Origin of the sequence: Mesorhizobium sp. M0208 (genome assembly GCF_040322015.1) — a bacterium.
In the GTDB taxonomy this organism is placed as follows: Bacteria; Pseudomonadota; Alphaproteobacteria; order Rhizobiales; family Rhizobiaceae; genus Mesorhizobium.
Map to the genome: position 1 here is coordinate 358,664 of NZ_JAMYSP010000001.1, position 15,273 is coordinate 373,936.

The following is a 15,273-nucleotide window of genomic DNA, read 5'->3' on the forward strand; positions in this document are numbered from 1 at the left end:
GTTCCGCTCGTCGTTTACGCCGGCCTTTTCAAGCCCAGATGGTCGCGCAGCGTGCTGCCTTCATAATCCGTACGGAACAGCCCGCGCCGCTGCAGCTCCGGCACGACTAGTGTGGCAAAGGCATCGAGTTGGCCGGGAAAATAGGATGGCATGACGTTGAAACCGTCTGCCGCGCCGCCCTCGAAGCGTGCCTCGAGCTCGTCGGCGATCTGGGCGGGCGTTCCGACGACGCGCCAATGGCCGCGCGCGCCGGCGAAATGACGGGCAAGCTGGCGAATGGACAGCTTGTCGCGGCGTGATTGCTCGATGACGAGCGCCTGCCGGCTCTGCATGCCTTCGCTGGCCGGCAGTTCGGGCAGCGGTCCGTCGATGGGATAGCGCGCGAGATCGGATATGCTGAGATAGCTGGAAAGCAGCGCGACACCGACATCGTCCGGTATCAGCTCCTGCAGCTCATCATGTTTTGCCCGGGCTTCCGCTTCGCTTGCCGCGACGACCGGCGCGACGCCGGGCATGATCTTGACGTCCTCCGGCTCGCGCCCATGGGCAGCCAGCCGTCCCTTGAGGTCGTCGTAGAAGGCCTTTGCCTCCTCGAATGTTTGCGCCGCAGTGAACACCACATCGGCGGTCCGGGCGGCGAGATCGCGGCCCTCATCCGACGCTCCCGCCTGGACCATAACCGGTGCACCTTGTGGCGAGCGCGGCAGATCGAGCGGGTCACGCGCCGAAAAACTTCTGCCTTCGTGTCCACCCTGGCCTTGCCAAAGGCCAGCAACCACGGCAGCGAATTCGCGCGCGCGTTCGTAGCGGTCCGCATGTGGGCGCAGTCCGGTCGAGCCGAAATTGGCGGCCTCGATCTGGCTGGCCGAAGTGACAAGGTTCCAGCCGGCTCGGCCGCCGCTCAGATGGTCGAGCGACAGGAAGGTTCGCGCAAGCCCGTAAGGCTCGTTATAGCTCGTCGACGCCGTTGAGACGAGGCCGATGCGCTCCGTCTGCACCGCGAGCGCCGCAAGCAGGCTGATCGGCTCGAAGCCGATCGAGCGCGACGTTTGGCTGGCGATGTTGACATTGGCTTCGCGCACGCCGGCGGCGTCCTCGCAGAAGATCATGTCGAACTTTGCCGCTTCCGCCGTCCGCGCCAGCTGGATGTAATGATGGATGTCGATACCGGCCGTGACATGCGCTTGCGGATGGCGCCAGGCGGCGATGTGGTGGCCTGTCGCCCACAGGAAGGCGCCGAGCTTCATCTGGCCCCGAGGGGCGCTCATTGCCGATCCTCCCCTGCAAGCCCGAGATGGGCGCGCAGTGTCGTCGTGCTGTAGCCGGACCGGACAAGGCCGCGGCGGCGAAGCTCCGGCAGCACGAGACCGACGAAATCGTCGAGCGCCGATGTGAACGGCATGGCGACGTTGAAACCGTCGCAGGCTTTCGAGCGAAAGCACTCTTCGAGCCTGTCCGCAAACCGGTCCGGCGCGGCGGTTATTTCGGCGCTGCCGGTAACGTTCATCAGCACTTTCAGCGCCTCCGGCCTGCGCCCGAAAGTAAGCGCACGGCGCTTCAGATCGCCCGACTTGGCCGGCTCGATCGATGGCTCATCCAGCAGGACGACATCGGCGGTGCGGGCGGCGATATCCATGGCGGGTTCGGACAGGCCGGACATGACCAGCACCGGCGTGTCCTGCGGCGACCGCGCCACGTTGAGCGGCCCGCGCACGGAAAAATATTCGCCCTTGTGGTCGAGAAGGTGCATCTTCTCGGGATCGAAGAAGCGGCCGCCAACTTTGTCGAACAGCAGCGCGTCTGCGTCCCAGCCTTTCCATAAACCTTGCACGATGCCGATGAATTCCTCTGCGCGCAGGCGGAGATCGTCGCCGAAAAACCCTTCCGGCCGGCTGAAATTGGCCGCCTCGCGCGGGTCGGGCGTCATGCTCGCGTTCCAGCCGGCGCGACCATGGCTGATAATATCGAGCGAGGCGAAACGACGCGCGAGATTGTAGGGCTGGTGGGCGACCGTCGACGCTGCCGCGACGAGGCCGATCCTGCTTGTCACCGTAGCCAGCGCTGCCAGCAAGGTCGTCGCTTCGAAGCGCATTTGCCGGTTCGGCCCACTTGCAACCGGCGCGGAATCGCCGCGCAACACCATGTCCAGGCCGGCCGCTTCGGCTTCTTGCACGAACCGCGCCAGCAGACTGAAGTCCGGGCCGGCGCCGGGCGGATGGGAAGGGGCGGCTTCCGGAGACAGTGAAACGGCGAGACACATTGTGGCGCCGTCGGCCATCGCTTTTCCCTGTTGAGCGAGATTCCTTGGGAATTATCTCGTCGGCCGGACGGAAAGCAACCGGCCAGCCGGCGATCATTTGCCGGCCAGAATATCCCGGATCAGCCGCTGGCAGCGCTCGGCCATGAAATCGAGCAGCAGCCGCACCTTCGGATCCTGCAGCTTTTTGTGTGGATAGACGGCGGCAAACTGCACCGGCGTCGGCGGCGTGTTGCTCAGGATCACCTTCAGCCGCTGGTCGCGGATAAACGGCTCGACCTCGAAGCGCGGTTTGTTGATGATGCCGCGGCCGGACAGCGCCCAGCCGGTCAGCACGTCGCCATCATCGGTATCGTAGGGGCCGTGCACCTCGAACTTTTGCGGCCCGTTCGGCGTCTGCAGCGTCCAGACATATTCGCGCGCGCCGGAATAGCGCAGCATCAGGCAATCGTGCTTCTTGCCGATCAGTTCCTGCGGCTCTCTCGGTTCGCCGCGCGCCTCCAGATATTGTGGGGCCGCCACCAGCACGCGCTCGCATTCCATAATGCCGCGCATTCTCAGGCTGGAATCCTCGATGATGCCCAGCCGGAACGCAACGTCGATGCCTTCTTTCATGATGTCGACATTGTGGTCGGAAAGCCGGAGCCGCACCTCGATATCGGGGTACCTGTCGTGGAAATCCGGAATGCCCGATGCCACCAGCCGCCGCCCGAGGCCGAGCGGAGCTGTCACCTTTATCGTGCCGCGCGGCTGGCCGGATAACGCGCTGACTGCCGCTTCCGCCTCGGTGACCGCATCCAGTACCTGCTTGGCGCCGGAGTAGAACACCGTGCCGTGCTCGGTCGGCATCAATTGCCGCGTTGTGCGGTTGAACAGCCTGACCCCAAGATGCTTCTCGAGCTCCTTGATCCGGTTGGAAGCGACCGCCGGCGAAATGCGCATGTCGCGCCCAGCCGCCGACAAATTGCCGAGCTCGACGACACGGACGAAAACGGCGATGTTATCGAGATAGGCCATGCGGCTTTCGTGGCTCTCATGTAGCTGCGTATGATCAGCCTAGTATTTTCCAATTTTTTTTGAAAGTCATCGTGCGTCTCGGCCCTTTCCGTTTGCGCTCCAACCCGTAAAGTCAGCCGATCGGCAGGGACGATTTTTCATGATGGATTTCGCGATATTCTGGGATTGGCTGAGTTTCGCCGTGCGCTGGCTGCACGTCGTCACCGGTATCGCCTGGATTGGATCGTCCTTTTATTTCGTCGCGCTCGACCTCGGGCTGCGCCAGCGTCCGGGCATGCCTGCCGGAGCCTTCGGCGAGGAATGGCAGGTGCATGGCGGCGGCTTCTACCACGTGCAGAAATACCTGGTGGCGCCGGCCGAAATGCCCGAGCACCTGACCTGGTTCAAATGGGAATCCTACGCCACCTGGCTGTCGGGCTTCGCCATGCTGTGCATCGTCTACTATGCCGGGGCGGACCTGTTCCTGATCGATCCGAATGTGCTTGCCATGTCGGTGCCTGCAGGCATCTTGCTGTCGCTGGCGACGATCGGCGTCGGCTGGGTGGTTTACGATCTCTTGTGCCGTTCGCCGCTTGGCAACAGCGACACCGGCCTGATGCTGGTGCTCTACGGCGTGCTGGTGTTCATCGCCTGGGGCCTGACCCACCTGTTCACCGGCCGCGCCGCTTTCCTGCATCTCGGCGCCATCACCGCGACGATCATGTCGGCCAACGTTTTCATGGTCATCATCCCCAACCAGAAGATCGTCGTCGCCGACCTGATCGCCGGCCGTAAGCCCGATCCGAAATACGGCAAGATCGCCAAACAGCGCTCGCTGCACAACAACTACCTGACGCTGCCGGTTTTGTTCCTGATGCTGTCGAACCATTATCCGCTGGCGTTCGGCACAGAGTTCAACTGGGTCATTGCCTCGCTGGTGTTCATCATCGGCGTGCTGATCCGGCACTATTTCAACACCAGGCATGCGCGCAAAGGCAATCCGACCTGGACCTGGCTGGCCGCCGCCGTCCTGTTCGTCGTCATCATCTGGCTGTCGACGGCACCGAAGCTGCTGACCGGCGAGGTCAAAACGTCCTCGGCGGCACAGGTCTACGTCGCCTCGGCGCATTTTCCCGCCGTGCGTGATACGGTGCTTGGCCGCTGTTCGATGTGCCATGCGGCGGAGCCGTCCTACGAGGGCATTTACCACGCGCCTAAGGGCGTGATGCTCGATACCGATGCCGGCATCGCCGAGCACGCCGGCGAGATCTACCTGCAGGCCGGACGCAGCCACGCCATGCCGCCCGCCAACGTCACCCAGATCACCGACAAGGAACGGGCACTGCTGGTAGCCTGGTTCGAAGGCGCGGGGAAATAGCATGACCAGCACGCTCCTGCGCGGCCGCACGCTGTCGTTTTTGCGCTGGCCAGAAACTATCGACGACCATTCCGCCTGGCGCTACGAGCAAGATGGCGGCCTGCTGATGCGCGACGGAAGGATCGTTGCCGCTGGCGCCTATGCCGAAGTCGAGAAAAAGGCGGGCGAGGGAACAAAAAAGATCGACCATAGGCCACATCTGCTGCTGCCCGGGTTCATCGATGCGCATGCACATTTTCCGCAGATGCAGGTCATCGCTTCCTTCGGCGCCGAGCTGCTCGACTGGCTGAACACCTACACCTTTCCGGAAGAGGCCAAATTCCAGAACGCCCAGCATGGCCGCCGTATCGCCAGGCTGTTCCTGGATGAAGTGTTGCGCCACGGCACGACGACTGTCGCAGCCTATTGCTCGGTGCACAAGGTATCTGCCGAAGCGTTCTTTGCCGAGTCGCATGACCGCAACATGCTCAACATCGCCGGCAAGGTGATGATGGACCGCAACGCGCCGGAAGGCGTGCTCGACACGCCGCAATCGGGTTATGACGACAGCAAGGCGTTGATCGAGGAATGGCACGGCAAGGGGCGCCAGCACTATGCCATCACCCCGCGCTTCGCCATCACCTCGTCGCCCGAGCAATTGGAGATGGCGGGCGCGCTCTGCCGCGAATATCCTGATCTGCACATGCAGACGCATTTGTCGGAAAACCATGCCGAGATCGCCTTCACGCAGCAGCTTCATCCGCAGGCGCGCGACTATACCGATGTCTATGAGCATTACGGGCTGCTCGGCCGCAGAAGCATGTTCGGCCATTGCATCCATCTCTCGGAACGCGAGGCGGACGCGCTTTCCGATAGCGGCTCGGTGGCGGTGTTCTGCCCGACCTCCAACCTGTTTCTCGGCTCGGGCCTTTTCGATTATCAGCGCTTTCGCCGCCGCGAGAAGCCGCTTCGCATCGCCGCCGCCACCGATGTCGGCGGTGGCACCAACTATTCGATGCTGCGCACCATGGACGAGGGCTACAAGGTGATCGCGCTGAACGGCGAGAAGCTCAATCCGTTCCAGTCGTTCTGGCAATTGACCCGCGGCAATGCCGAGGCGCTGTCGCTTGCGGAAAAGATCGGCACCCTGGAGGAAGGCAGCGACGCAGATATCGTCGTGCTCGACGCCCGCGCCACGCCGGCGATGCGGCTGCGGGTGGAGACGGCGGACACGCTCGCCGAGGAATTGTTTCTGCTGCAGACGCTCGGCGACGACCGCGCCGTGCGCGAGGTCTATGTCGCCGGCCGCGCGGCCAAGACGGACATGGCGGTTTAGCTGTCGCATGCGACCGGCTTGACCGTGCGGCAGCCATCCTGCAAAGCGTGCGGCGAAGTTGACAGGGGAACGACATGGCCGTTGCGGACGACATCGCTCTGATCACGAAACAGGAAGCCACGCTTGTCTTTTCGGCCTTCGATGAAGCCGTAGCTTTCGAGATCGGCTCGGCGATCCGCGACCGGGCTCTCAAGGAAAACCTGCCGATCATCGTCGATATCAGAACCTTCGACCGGCCGCTGTTCTATGCGGCAATGCCCGGCTCGAACGCTTCCAATCCGGATTGGGCGCGGCGCAAGATCAACGTGGTGCGGCGGTTCCTGAAAAGCACCTACCGCATGGTGCTGGAGCAGCAGCGCCCCGACCGCAGCTTCAAGCCAGGCGAGGGATTGGATACTGCCGACTACGTGCTGGCCGGCGGCGGCTTTCCCATCTCTGTCAAGGGCGCCGGCGTCATTGGCGTGATCGCCGTCTCCGGCCTGCCGGAGCGTGAGGACCATGGCGTGGTCGTCGATGCGCTGTGTGAGCATCTCCGCATCGACGCGCGCGAGCTGGCATTGCCGGCGGAAGCAAAATGACAGAGGTAGACCCCAAATCCTTTCTCATTTCGATCTTCAACGCCGCCGTTGCCGCCGCCGATCCCCAGAGGACGATCAAGGATCATCTGCCGGCAAGGCCCAAGGGCCGCACGATCGTCATCGGTGCAGGAAAAGGCTCGGCGCAGATGGCGGCGGCTTTCGAGAAGGTGTGGGACGGGCCGATCGAAGGGCTGGTCGTCACCCGCTACGGCTATGGCGCGGCCTGCCGGCGCATCGAGATCATCGAGGCGGCGCATCCGGTGCCGGATGCCGCGGGGCTCGCAGCTTCCCGGCGGCTGCTCGAAAAAGTCCAGGGACTGACTGCGGACGACCTCGTCGTGGCGCTCATTTCGGGCGGCGGCTCGGCGCTGCTGCCGTCACCTGCCGAAGGCCTGACGCTGGCCGACGAGATCGCCGTCAGCGAGGCGCTGCTCGCCTCCGGCGCGCCGATCGCCGCGATGAACACCATCCGCAAACATCTTTCCACGATCAAGGGCGGCAGGCTGGCGGCCGCCGCATATCCGGCCAAGGTGGTCTCGCTGGTTGTTTCTGACATTCCGGGCGACGATCCGGCTCTGGTCGCTTCTGGTCCGACCGTACCGGATATAGGCAGTCGTAAGGACGCATTGGCGTCGATCGCTGCCTATGGCATGAACCTGCCGGCTTCGGTCATGGCGCATATCAATTCGCCGGCGGCCGATGCGCCACGACCGGACGACCCGCGTTTTATCCGCAACGAGGTGCATCTGATCGCTTCCGCCGGCGTCTCGCTGGAAGCCGCAGCGGCCGAAGCGAAGCGCCAAGGCATTCAGGCGATCATTCTCTCCGATTCCATCGAGGGCGAAGCGCGTGAGGTCGGCGGCGTCCACGCCGCGATCGCGCGCGAAGTGGCGACGCGCAACCGGCCGTTTGCAAAGCCGGTTCTGATCCTGTCCGGCGGCGAGACAACGGTGACCTTGCGCGCGAAAGGCAAAGGCGGCCGCAACTCGGAATTCCTGCTCGCCTTCGCCATTGGCATCAGCGGCATGGTCGGCGTGCACGCACTGGCCGCCGACACCGACGGCATAGACGGTTCGGAAGACAATGCCGGCGCCTTCGCCGACGGCTCGACGGTGTCGCGGATGCGTAAGGCGGGCGTCGATGCCAAGGCCATGCTTGCCGGCAACAACGCCTGGACGGCATTCAATGCCGTAGACGACCTTTTCGTATCCGGTCCGACCGGCACAAACGTCAACGATTTCCGGGCGATATTGATCAAATAGCTCAGGCGGCCATCAGCTTTTTCACCGCTCTCATATCCTGCAGGAACCGGTCGCGTTCTGCCTGCTTATCCGCCGGCTCGCGAATGCGCAGGATGAAGGACGGGTGGATGGTGACGAAGACACGCAAGCCATCGTCGCGCTCCACCACCGCCCCGCGCATCTTCATGATCGGCACCACCTTGCCGAGCAGCGCCTGCGCCGCCGTCGCGCCGAGCGCTACCGCCAGATTGGGCTTGATCAGATCGATCTCCTTGTCGAGCCACCAGCGGCAAGCCTGCACCTCGCCGGCATTGGGCTTCGAGTGGATGCGCCGCTTGCCGCGCGGCTCGAACTTGAAATGCTTGACCGCGTTGGTGACGTAGACTTTCAGCCGATCGACGCCCGCATCGTCCAGGATCGCGTCGAACACCTTGCCGGCCGGACCGACGAAAGGCTTGCCCGCCAGATCCTCCTGGTCGCCCGGCTGTTCGCCGACGAAGATCACCTTGGCTATATCAGGGCCTTCACCGAACACCGTCTGCGTGGCGTCGTGCCATAGCGGACAGCGGCGGCAGATCTTGGCCGTTTCGCGCAGTTCAGGAATCGTTCTGGCGTCGATTTCTGTCGTTTCCGGAGACTTGCTTGGAGGCAAGCTTCTTGCCTGCACCTTGGCATCGTGCGGCGTCGGGGTTGGCTGCATCCTGGCGATCATGACTAAGGCGGCCTTGTTCGCTCCTGCAATCAGACACGCAATGAGCAAAGCCCGCCGAAGGTTCCGCTGAAATTATTCCGCATGGGCCTTCGACGGCGGATGGCCGACGATGTGATGCCCTACACCTCGTGCAGATAGAGGTGATAATCCAGTTCGCTGACCGTGCGCGCCACGCGCAGATATTCCGATTGCTTGATCGCCACGAACGTCCGGTGCAGGTCTTCGCCCAATGCGCCCTTGAGGAAACTCGACGCCCTTGCCGCCTCGATCGCGGCACGCCAGTCGACCGGCATCGTCGTGCGCGTGACGGCCGATTCGTAGCCATTGCCGGTGGTTTCGGGACCGGGATCGAGGCCTTCGTCAAGGCCTTTGACGATGCCTGCCAGCACCGTTGCTGCCACAAGGTAAGGATTCGCGTCGACGCCCGACGGCCGGTGCTCGATGCGCCGATTTTTTGCGTCGCCGGCCGGCACACGCAGTGCCACCGAACGGTTGTTGACGCCCCAGGTCGGCGCCACCGGCGCATAGGATTGCGAGACGAAGCGCCGCCACGAGTTGGCGTGCGGCGCAAAGACCAGCATCGATTCCGCCATCGTCTGGATCAGTCCGCCGAGGCCGCGCAGCAGCGGCAGCGACCAGCTTTCACCGCCGGTTTCGGCAAAGACATTCTTGCCGGCATCGTCCAGCAGCGAGACATGAAAATGCATGCCCGAGCCGGCATATTTCTCGATCGGCTTGGCCATGAAGCAAGCGGTGACACCATGACGGCGCGCCTGCGCCCGCACCAGACGCTTGAGCATGACGAGATCGTCAGCCGCCCGCATCACATCCTTGCGGTAGTTGAGCGTCAATTCGTACTGGCCCGGCGCATATTCGGAAATGACCGTCTCGGCCGGGATGCCTTGCACCTTGGCTGCAGCATAGATGTCGGAAAACAGTGGCTCCATGCCGTGCAGATGGTCGACGGAATAGACCTCCGTCTTGGCCGAGCGGCGTCCGTCGAGCACCGCGTGCGCCGGCTGCACCTTGCCTTCGGCATCGCGCTCGTTGGCGAGCAGGAAGAATTCGAGCTCGAAGGCGCCGGCCGGATGCAGGCCCTTGGCCGCAAGGATATCCACCTGGCGGGCGAGCGCCAGCCGCGGGTCGGACGACATCGGCTGACCGTCGAGATGGTACATCGCCATCAGCACCTGGCCGCGCGGCGGCTGCGTGCCGAACAGCGGCACCAGCGTGCCAGGGATCGGCCATGCCCGGAGATCGCCGTCGCCAGTCCTCCAGATCAGCCCGGTCTCGTGCACGTCCTCGCCGGTGATATCGAGGCCGAGGATCGAGATTGGCATGTGCCGGCCGTTCTCGAAGATGCTCGTCAGTTCGTGCCGGCGCACGATCTTGCCGCGCCCGACACCGTTGGCGTCGGTCAGCACGATATCGAAGGCTTCGATCTCGGGATGGGCCTCGAGAAAGGCTCGCGCCTCTGCCGGCGTGGAACCCGAAGGTGACGTCACTATGGAACTCAAATCTGGCTTGCGTGCTTCTCTCATGTCGCAAGCTTGTCTCACGCCGTGAGCCTGGCCGCAACCGCCGCGAAGGCGGTCATCAGCCGGTTCACCTGGGCCGCACTCGTGGCCGGGGAGATCAGCATCATGTTGTGGAAGGGCGCGATCAACACGCCGCGATTGGCCAGCGCGACATGCATCGCCGCTTCGAGTTCGGGCGCATGGGCTGCTTCCGCTTGGCCGCCATTCCTCAGCGGGCCGGGCGCGCAGATGAACTCGACGCGGGCGCCGACACGTGAGACATGCCAGGGCAGCCGGTAGCGGTCGATGACGGCGGTCAGTCCGGCGTCGAGCCGCCGCGCCAGATGATCCATATGGCCGTAGGCCTCGTCGGTCATCACCTCTTCCAATGCGGCGCGCATCGCCGCGAATTGCAGCGGATTGCCCGACAGTGTCGTCCCCATGCCTGAATAGCCCGGTTCCTTCACCCTGTTATAGGCGGCATAGCGGGTCGCGACGTCCTCGCTCATCCCCCACACACTGGCCGGCACGCCGCCGGCGATCGGCTTGCCGAGCACGAACAGATCAGGCTCCAGCCCGAATTTTCTCGTATAGCCGCCGGGACCGGTCGAGATGGTATGCGTCTCGTCGATTAGCAGCAGCGTGCCGGTCGCACGAGTAAGACGCCGCAAGCCATCATGAAAGCCGGCTTCGGGCAGCACCATGCAGGAGTTGGTCAGCACCGGCTCGGTGATGACGCAGGCGACATCGTTGCCCCGGAGTGCCGCGTCGAGCGCCGGCAGATCGTTGAACTCGACGACATCAGTTGCCCGTGTCAGGTCGCGGAACTCGCCGGCCAATCCCGGCCGGTTGACCGGTCTGCCGTCGATCAGCCGCACCATAGTCTCGTCGACCGAGCCGTGATAGCAGCCGTTGAAGACCAGAATCTTCTCGCGGCTGGTGACGGCGCGGGCAACGCGTAACGCAAAGCGGTTGGCGTCGGTCGCCGTCGTTGCGATCTGCCAGAAAGGCAGGCCGAACCGCTGTTTCAGCAGCGGCCCGATGGCCAGTGCGTCTTCGCTGGGCAGCATATAGGTCAGGCCGCGTCCGGCCTGCCGGCGGATGGCGCGGGCGACCGGCGGCGGCGAATGGCCGAACATCGAGCCGGTGTCGCCAAGACAGAAATCGTCCAGTCGGTTGCCGTCGATGTCGGTGATCGTGGCGCCCCTGGCGCTGTCGACCAGAATCGGGAAAGGCGTCGGCCAGTCGTTCATCCAGTGCATCGGCACGCCGCCGAAGAAGCCGGGCAAGCCATTGCCGATTATGGCCATCGATTTCGGCCGCGCCCGGCGGAAGACTTCTGCCTCGGTCTCGTACAACTCGGCGATCCGGGCCAGGCCGATGCCGCCGATGGAAGTCTTTGCATGGTCGATGACGTTCATGGCGGCCCCTCTCAGTCGCAGTTTAGACAATCGGCATCCGCCACCGCAATTGGCCGGGCGGCTGCCCTGTGTTGGGTCAGCGGTATTTAAATGGAAACAGGCGCTTGACCGCGAGTCGCCTTCGGGCGCCAATGCTGCTTCGGCCGGAGGGGACAAGATGGTGCGGGCGATCGTCTGCGCAGCAACGCTGCTGTCGTCGGTTGGTGCGGCTCTGGCGTCGGGCGGCATCTGGTGTTCCGCCGAGGATGCAGCCGTCAAATTTCAGGTCGGTGCCGGGGTCACCAGAGGCATGGGCGGGCCGACCTTCAATTTTAGCGGCGAGCTCGAAATTCTGGGCAGGCCGGCTGCCGACAGTCTGCGCAAGACGGTGTTCGGGGATCAGAACCTCACGCAATATTGGCTCGACAACAAGGAATTGCGGCTGCTCGTCTACCACGAACGGCAGGTCGAAAATGCCTACGGCTATGTCGAACTGGCGATCCTGACCAAGGCCAGCGACGAAGGCGTCTATGACGGCCGCTATTTGCTCTCAATCTATGATGTTACGGCTGATGCCGAAAAGGACGGCAAACCGGATGAATTGACCGGCAAAGTATCTTGCGGAGCCGAGTAAGTAACAGGCTACGCCGCAATATCGATGACGCCGCAGTCGCCGGCAGCACTGCCGAAGACGACGCGGCGCTCTTGCCTGTCCCACATCATCGAGGTGACGGCGCCCTTGCCCGGCCGGCGCAAAAGCACTTCCCTGGCGTCGGCGAAACGCACCGCCATCACCATGCCGTCATCATAGCCGACAGCAACGACGTCCTGGCTCGGGTGACAGGCGACGGAGGTGACCATCGCATTGCCGCGCGTGCCGAGTTCCAGCGGCGCCTTGCCCATCGGCCCGTCCTTGCCCGAAAACGGCCAGACGATCGCCGCCGGCGCGCCGGAACTCGCCAGCCATTTGCCCTTGGCGCTCCACGACAGGCTTTTGACCTTGCCGGGGTAGCCGGACATCCGCATGTGCTTGCCGTCGGCGAGCTTCCAGCCATGCAGCGCGTTTTCCTGCATGGTGGTGACGACGAAGCCGCCGTCCGGCGAGAAGGTGATGCCGGTGTGTGCACCGGCCCATTCGAGTTCGACCGGCTTGCCGTCGGCGGCCGGGAAATGCAGCGTCGCGCCATTGTAGCGGGCAACGCCGAAGCGCATGCCCTTGGGCGAGAAGGCCAGCCCCTCGACCGAGCGCGGATGCGAGAATTCCCTGGTTTTGCCGTCGGCAAAGCGCACATAGGCAATCTTGCCCGAAGCATAGGCAACAGCGCCTTGCGGCCCGGCGGCGACGCTGGTGATCCATTTTTTGCCTGCGGTCGCCAATTCCGCGGTATTGCCGCCAGCGGTCACGCCAAAGATCCTGCCGTCCTCACCACCGGTGATCAGCCGGTCGTTCGCCGCATCATGGAAGGCGGCGAGCATCCCGTCATTGGCCTGCACCGTCTTGTGGCCGTGGTCAAGCCGATGGATTGTGCCGTCAGCCAGCGCAAAGTGCGGCACGTCGCCGAGGAACACGGCGGCGAGGCAGTGGCCTTCGAGATCGAGCGGGGCGACTGTGGGCATGAGAGATAATTCCGTCCGAGGTTTCTGCTGCCTCACCCTTAAGGGGTTGAGCTGCCCGTCTCAACCCGTGCTTCGGATCGTCGTGAGTAGAGAGCGCCAGCGTTGCGGCTGCCCCTCCTCCCACAAGGGGGAAAAGGAAGAAGGTAGCTAAATCAAGCGGCCTGGCAGGCCTCGAAGCTTGTCTTCAGCCGCTCGGCATCGAGTTCGCGTCCGATGAACACCAGCCGGCTCTCGTGTTTCTCGCCGTCCTTCCAGGCGCGCTGGTGGTCGCCCTCGATGATCATGTGCACGCCCTGGATGACATAGCGCTCGTCATCGCCTTTCAGCGCGATGATCCCTTTCAGCCGCAGGATGTTCGGGCCTTCCATCTGGGTGACCTTCTCGATCCACGGGAAGAACTTTTTCGGGTCCATCTCGCCACCGCGCAGCGACACCGACTGCACGGTCACGTCATGGATGTCGGAAGGGTGCGCATGATGATGGCCGTCATGATCGTGGTGATCATGGCCGTCGTGATCATGGTGGTGGTGGTCATGATCATGATCATGATGGTCGTGATCGTCATGCGCCTCGAGGAAGTGCGGATCGTTCTCCAGCGCTCGGGACAGGTCGAACGCACCGCGATCCAGCACCTCGGACAGCGCCACGCTGGCGCGCGTGGTGCGATGGATGCGTGCCGCCGGGTTGATGGCGCGGATCGTTGCCTCAACCTTGCTCAGCTCTTCGGGGGTGACGAGATCGGTCTTGTTGAGCACGACGACGTCGGCAAAGGCGATCTGGTCCTCGGCCTCGCGGGAATCCTTGAGGCGCAGCGGCAAGTGCTTGGCGTCGACCAGCGCCACCACCGCATCGAGCCTGGTCTTGGAACGCACGTCGTCGTCCATGAAGAAGGTTTGTGCTACCGGCACGGGATCGGCGAGGCCTGTGGTCTCGACGACGATGGCGTCGAAGCGGCCGGGCCGGCGCATCAGGCCTTCGACGACGCGGATCAGGTCGCCGCGCACGGTGCAGCAGACGCAGCCATTGTTCATCTCGTAGATTTCCTCGTCGGATTCCACGATCAGCTCGTTGTCGATGCCGATCTCGCCGAATTCATTGACGATGACCGCGTAGCGCTTGCCATGGTTTTCCGAAAGGATGCGGTTGAGCAGTGTCGTCTTGCCGGCGCCAAGATAGCCGGTGAGGACGGTTACGGGGATCTGCGTCTGTGCGTCGCTCATATTGTGCCTCGAATAGGGATTGTCGGCTCCATATAGGATGTGTGCTCGGCTTTTGCACGAGCCAAACCGGTGGACCAAAGAGAGGCTGGTATTGCCGAACTTTCCTCACATTGCCGAACTTTCATTGGCGCGGGTTGGCGGTGGGCTTAGACAGGCAAAGGGTCATTCACGAGGGCTGTTCGCATTGAAGAGACGCCAGATGTCCGACAAGTCCTTGCCACTAAGCCGTCGGCAGGCGCTCCGTCTCGTTGCGGTTACCGCTGGCGGCATATTCCTGCCCGCCGGTGCAAGGGCCGGGAAGGTTTCGCCCTATGCCGGGCTTGCTTTGTTCGAAGCCGGTGCCGGCGTCTGCGCCATCACGCCCGAGGTCGCCGAAGGGCCGTTCTATTTCGACCCGAAGCTCGAACGCGCCGATATCACCGAGGGCAAGAAGGGCATCGCCCTCAATGTGCGGCTGCAAATCGTCGACGCCGCCTGCCGGCCGCTTCCCGGCGCACGCGTCGACATCTGGCATTGCGACGCCCAGGGCGCCTATTCCGGTTATCCCGGACAGGGCGACGGGCAGGATATCGACACGTCCGGCCAGAGTTTTCTGCGGGGCTGGCAGAGAACCGATGAAAGCGGCATCGCTTCTTTCGCCACCATCTATCCCGGCTGGTATCGCGGCCGCACCACCCACATCCATTTCAAGATTTTCCCTGACGACCGCTCGGTAATGACCGGCCAGATGTTCTTCCCCGACAGCCTCAGCGAGCAGATATTCGCCACCGTCGCGCCCTATAAAGATCGCCCGGGCAAACGCGATACATCGAACGCGCGGGACGGCATTGCGCGGCAGGCCGGGCTGCTGTCGCAGGCAGCGCTGCGGGAAATGGCGGACGCCTTTCAGGCCTTGATGGTGGTCGCGGTGAAGGCCGGTTGAGAACGCCTCGTCATGTCCCATCCAGCCCTTCCAGAAAGTCGTTTGTCATCTAACTGAAATAAACATCTGGCATTAGCCACGGCGAACACCGCGATGCTTGCCGGCAAAGCTATTTTCCGA

General features: G+C 63.4%; 14 protein-coding genes. 6 read left to right on the top strand and 8 right to left on the bottom strand.

The features are described from left to right. Positions 1-14: 14 nt before the first annotated feature. The 3 genes from NKJ17_RS01850 to NKJ17_RS01860 form a co-directional block, all read right to left on the bottom strand. On the bottom strand, positions 15-1,268 hold the full coding sequence (locus NKJ17_RS01850) for an LLM class flavin-dependent oxidoreductase (RefSeq protein ID WP_352505902.1): 1,254 nt from the start codon (positions 1,266-1,268) through the stop codon (positions 15-17). Beyond that, positions 1,265-2,278 carry an LLM class flavin-dependent oxidoreductase gene (locus NKJ17_RS01855; RefSeq protein ID WP_352505901.1) on the bottom strand — a complete coding sequence of 338 codons (1,014 nt, stop codon included), beginning with the start codon at positions 2,276-2,278 and terminating at the stop codon, positions 1,265-1,267. Before NKJ17_RS01855 ends, NKJ17_RS01850 begins: the two co-directional genes overlap by 4 nt. 75 nt (positions 2,279-2,353) lie before the next feature. Further along, on the bottom strand, positions 2,354-3,274 hold the full coding sequence (locus tag NKJ17_RS01860) for a LysR family transcriptional regulator (RefSeq protein WP_254816018.1): 921 nt from the start codon (positions 3,272-3,274) through the stop codon (positions 2,354-2,356). A gap of 139 nt (positions 3,275-3,413) precedes the next feature. On the opposite strand from NKJ17_RS01860, the gene NKJ17_RS01865 reads away from it, so the two are divergent. The 4 genes from NKJ17_RS01865 to NKJ17_RS01880 all read left to right on the top strand — a co-directional run bounded on the left by NKJ17_RS01865 (position 3,414) and on the right by NKJ17_RS01880 (position 7,786). Next, the gene (locus NKJ17_RS01865) at positions 3,414-4,631 is read left to right on the top strand and encodes a urate hydroxylase PuuD (protein ID WP_352505900.1); all 1,218 of its coding nucleotides are present in this window, start codon (positions 3,414-3,416) and stop codon (positions 4,629-4,631) included. 1 nt (position 4,632) lies between these two features. Continuing rightward, positions 4,633-5,946 (top strand): guanine deaminase, encoded by a 1,314-nt coding sequence (gene guaD / locus NKJ17_RS01870; RefSeq protein ID WP_352686601.1) that lies wholly within the window; start codon positions 4,633-4,635, stop codon positions 5,944-5,946. Positions 5,947-6,020: 74 nt separating this feature from the next. After that, positions 6,021-6,524 (top strand): heme-degrading domain-containing protein, encoded by a 504-nt coding sequence (locus NKJ17_RS01875; RefSeq protein WP_352505898.1) that lies wholly within the window; start codon positions 6,021-6,023, stop codon positions 6,522-6,524. Next, positions 6,521-7,786 (top strand): glycerate kinase type-2 family protein, encoded by a 1,266-nt coding sequence (locus NKJ17_RS01880; RefSeq protein ID WP_352686604.1) that lies wholly within the window; start codon positions 6,521-6,523, stop codon positions 7,784-7,786. Before NKJ17_RS01875 ends, NKJ17_RS01880 begins: the two co-directional genes overlap by 4 nt. Position 7,787: 1 nt before the next feature. Here the strand turns inward: NKJ17_RS01880 and NKJ17_RS01885 are convergent, their stop codons facing one another. From NKJ17_RS01885 to NKJ17_RS01895, 3 genes are all read right to left on the bottom strand, one after another. Beyond that, on the bottom strand, positions 7,788-8,510 hold the full coding sequence (locus tag NKJ17_RS01885) for a UdgX family uracil-DNA binding protein (protein ID WP_352686676.1): 723 nt from the start codon (positions 8,508-8,510) through the stop codon (positions 7,788-7,790). 86 nt (positions 8,511-8,596) lie between these two features. Next, the gene (locus tag NKJ17_RS01890; RefSeq protein WP_352686607.1) at positions 8,597-10,018 is read right to left on the bottom strand and encodes a glutamine synthetase family protein; all 1,422 of its coding nucleotides are present in this window, start codon (positions 10,016-10,018) and stop codon (positions 8,597-8,599) included. A 14-nt stretch (positions 10,019-10,032) separates the two neighbouring features. Continuing rightward, on the bottom strand, positions 10,033-11,415 hold the full coding sequence (locus NKJ17_RS01895; protein ID WP_352686609.1) for an aspartate aminotransferase family protein: 1,383 nt from the start codon (positions 11,413-11,415) through the stop codon (positions 10,033-10,035). A 157-nt stretch (positions 11,416-11,572) separates the two neighbouring features. Between NKJ17_RS01895 and NKJ17_RS01900 the strand changes: the two genes are divergently transcribed. Beyond that, the gene (locus tag NKJ17_RS01900; RefSeq protein WP_302893581.1) at positions 11,573-12,028 is read left to right on the top strand and encodes a hypothetical protein; all 456 of its coding nucleotides are present in this window, start codon (positions 11,573-11,575) and stop codon (positions 12,026-12,028) included. 8 nt (positions 12,029-12,036) lie between these two features. Here the strand turns inward: NKJ17_RS01900 and NKJ17_RS01905 are convergent, their stop codons facing one another. After that, positions 12,037-13,011, bottom strand: coding sequence for a WD40 repeat domain-containing protein (locus tag NKJ17_RS01905; RefSeq protein ID WP_352686612.1), 975 nt, complete (start codon positions 13,009-13,011; stop codon positions 12,037-12,039). Positions 13,012-13,163: 152 nt separating this feature from the next. After that, entirely contained in the window at positions 13,164-14,231 is a 1,068-nt protein-coding gene (locus tag NKJ17_RS01910) for a CobW family GTP-binding protein (RefSeq protein ID WP_352650084.1), read from the bottom strand. A gap of 199 nt (positions 14,232-14,430) precedes the next feature. Here NKJ17_RS01910 and NKJ17_RS01915 point away from each other — a divergent pair, with 199 nt between their 5' ends. Further along, entirely contained in the window at positions 14,431-15,153 is a 723-nt protein-coding gene (locus NKJ17_RS01915; protein ID WP_352686615.1) for an intradiol ring-cleavage dioxygenase, read from the top strand. The last annotated feature ends 120 nt before the right edge of the window (positions 15,154-15,273 follow it).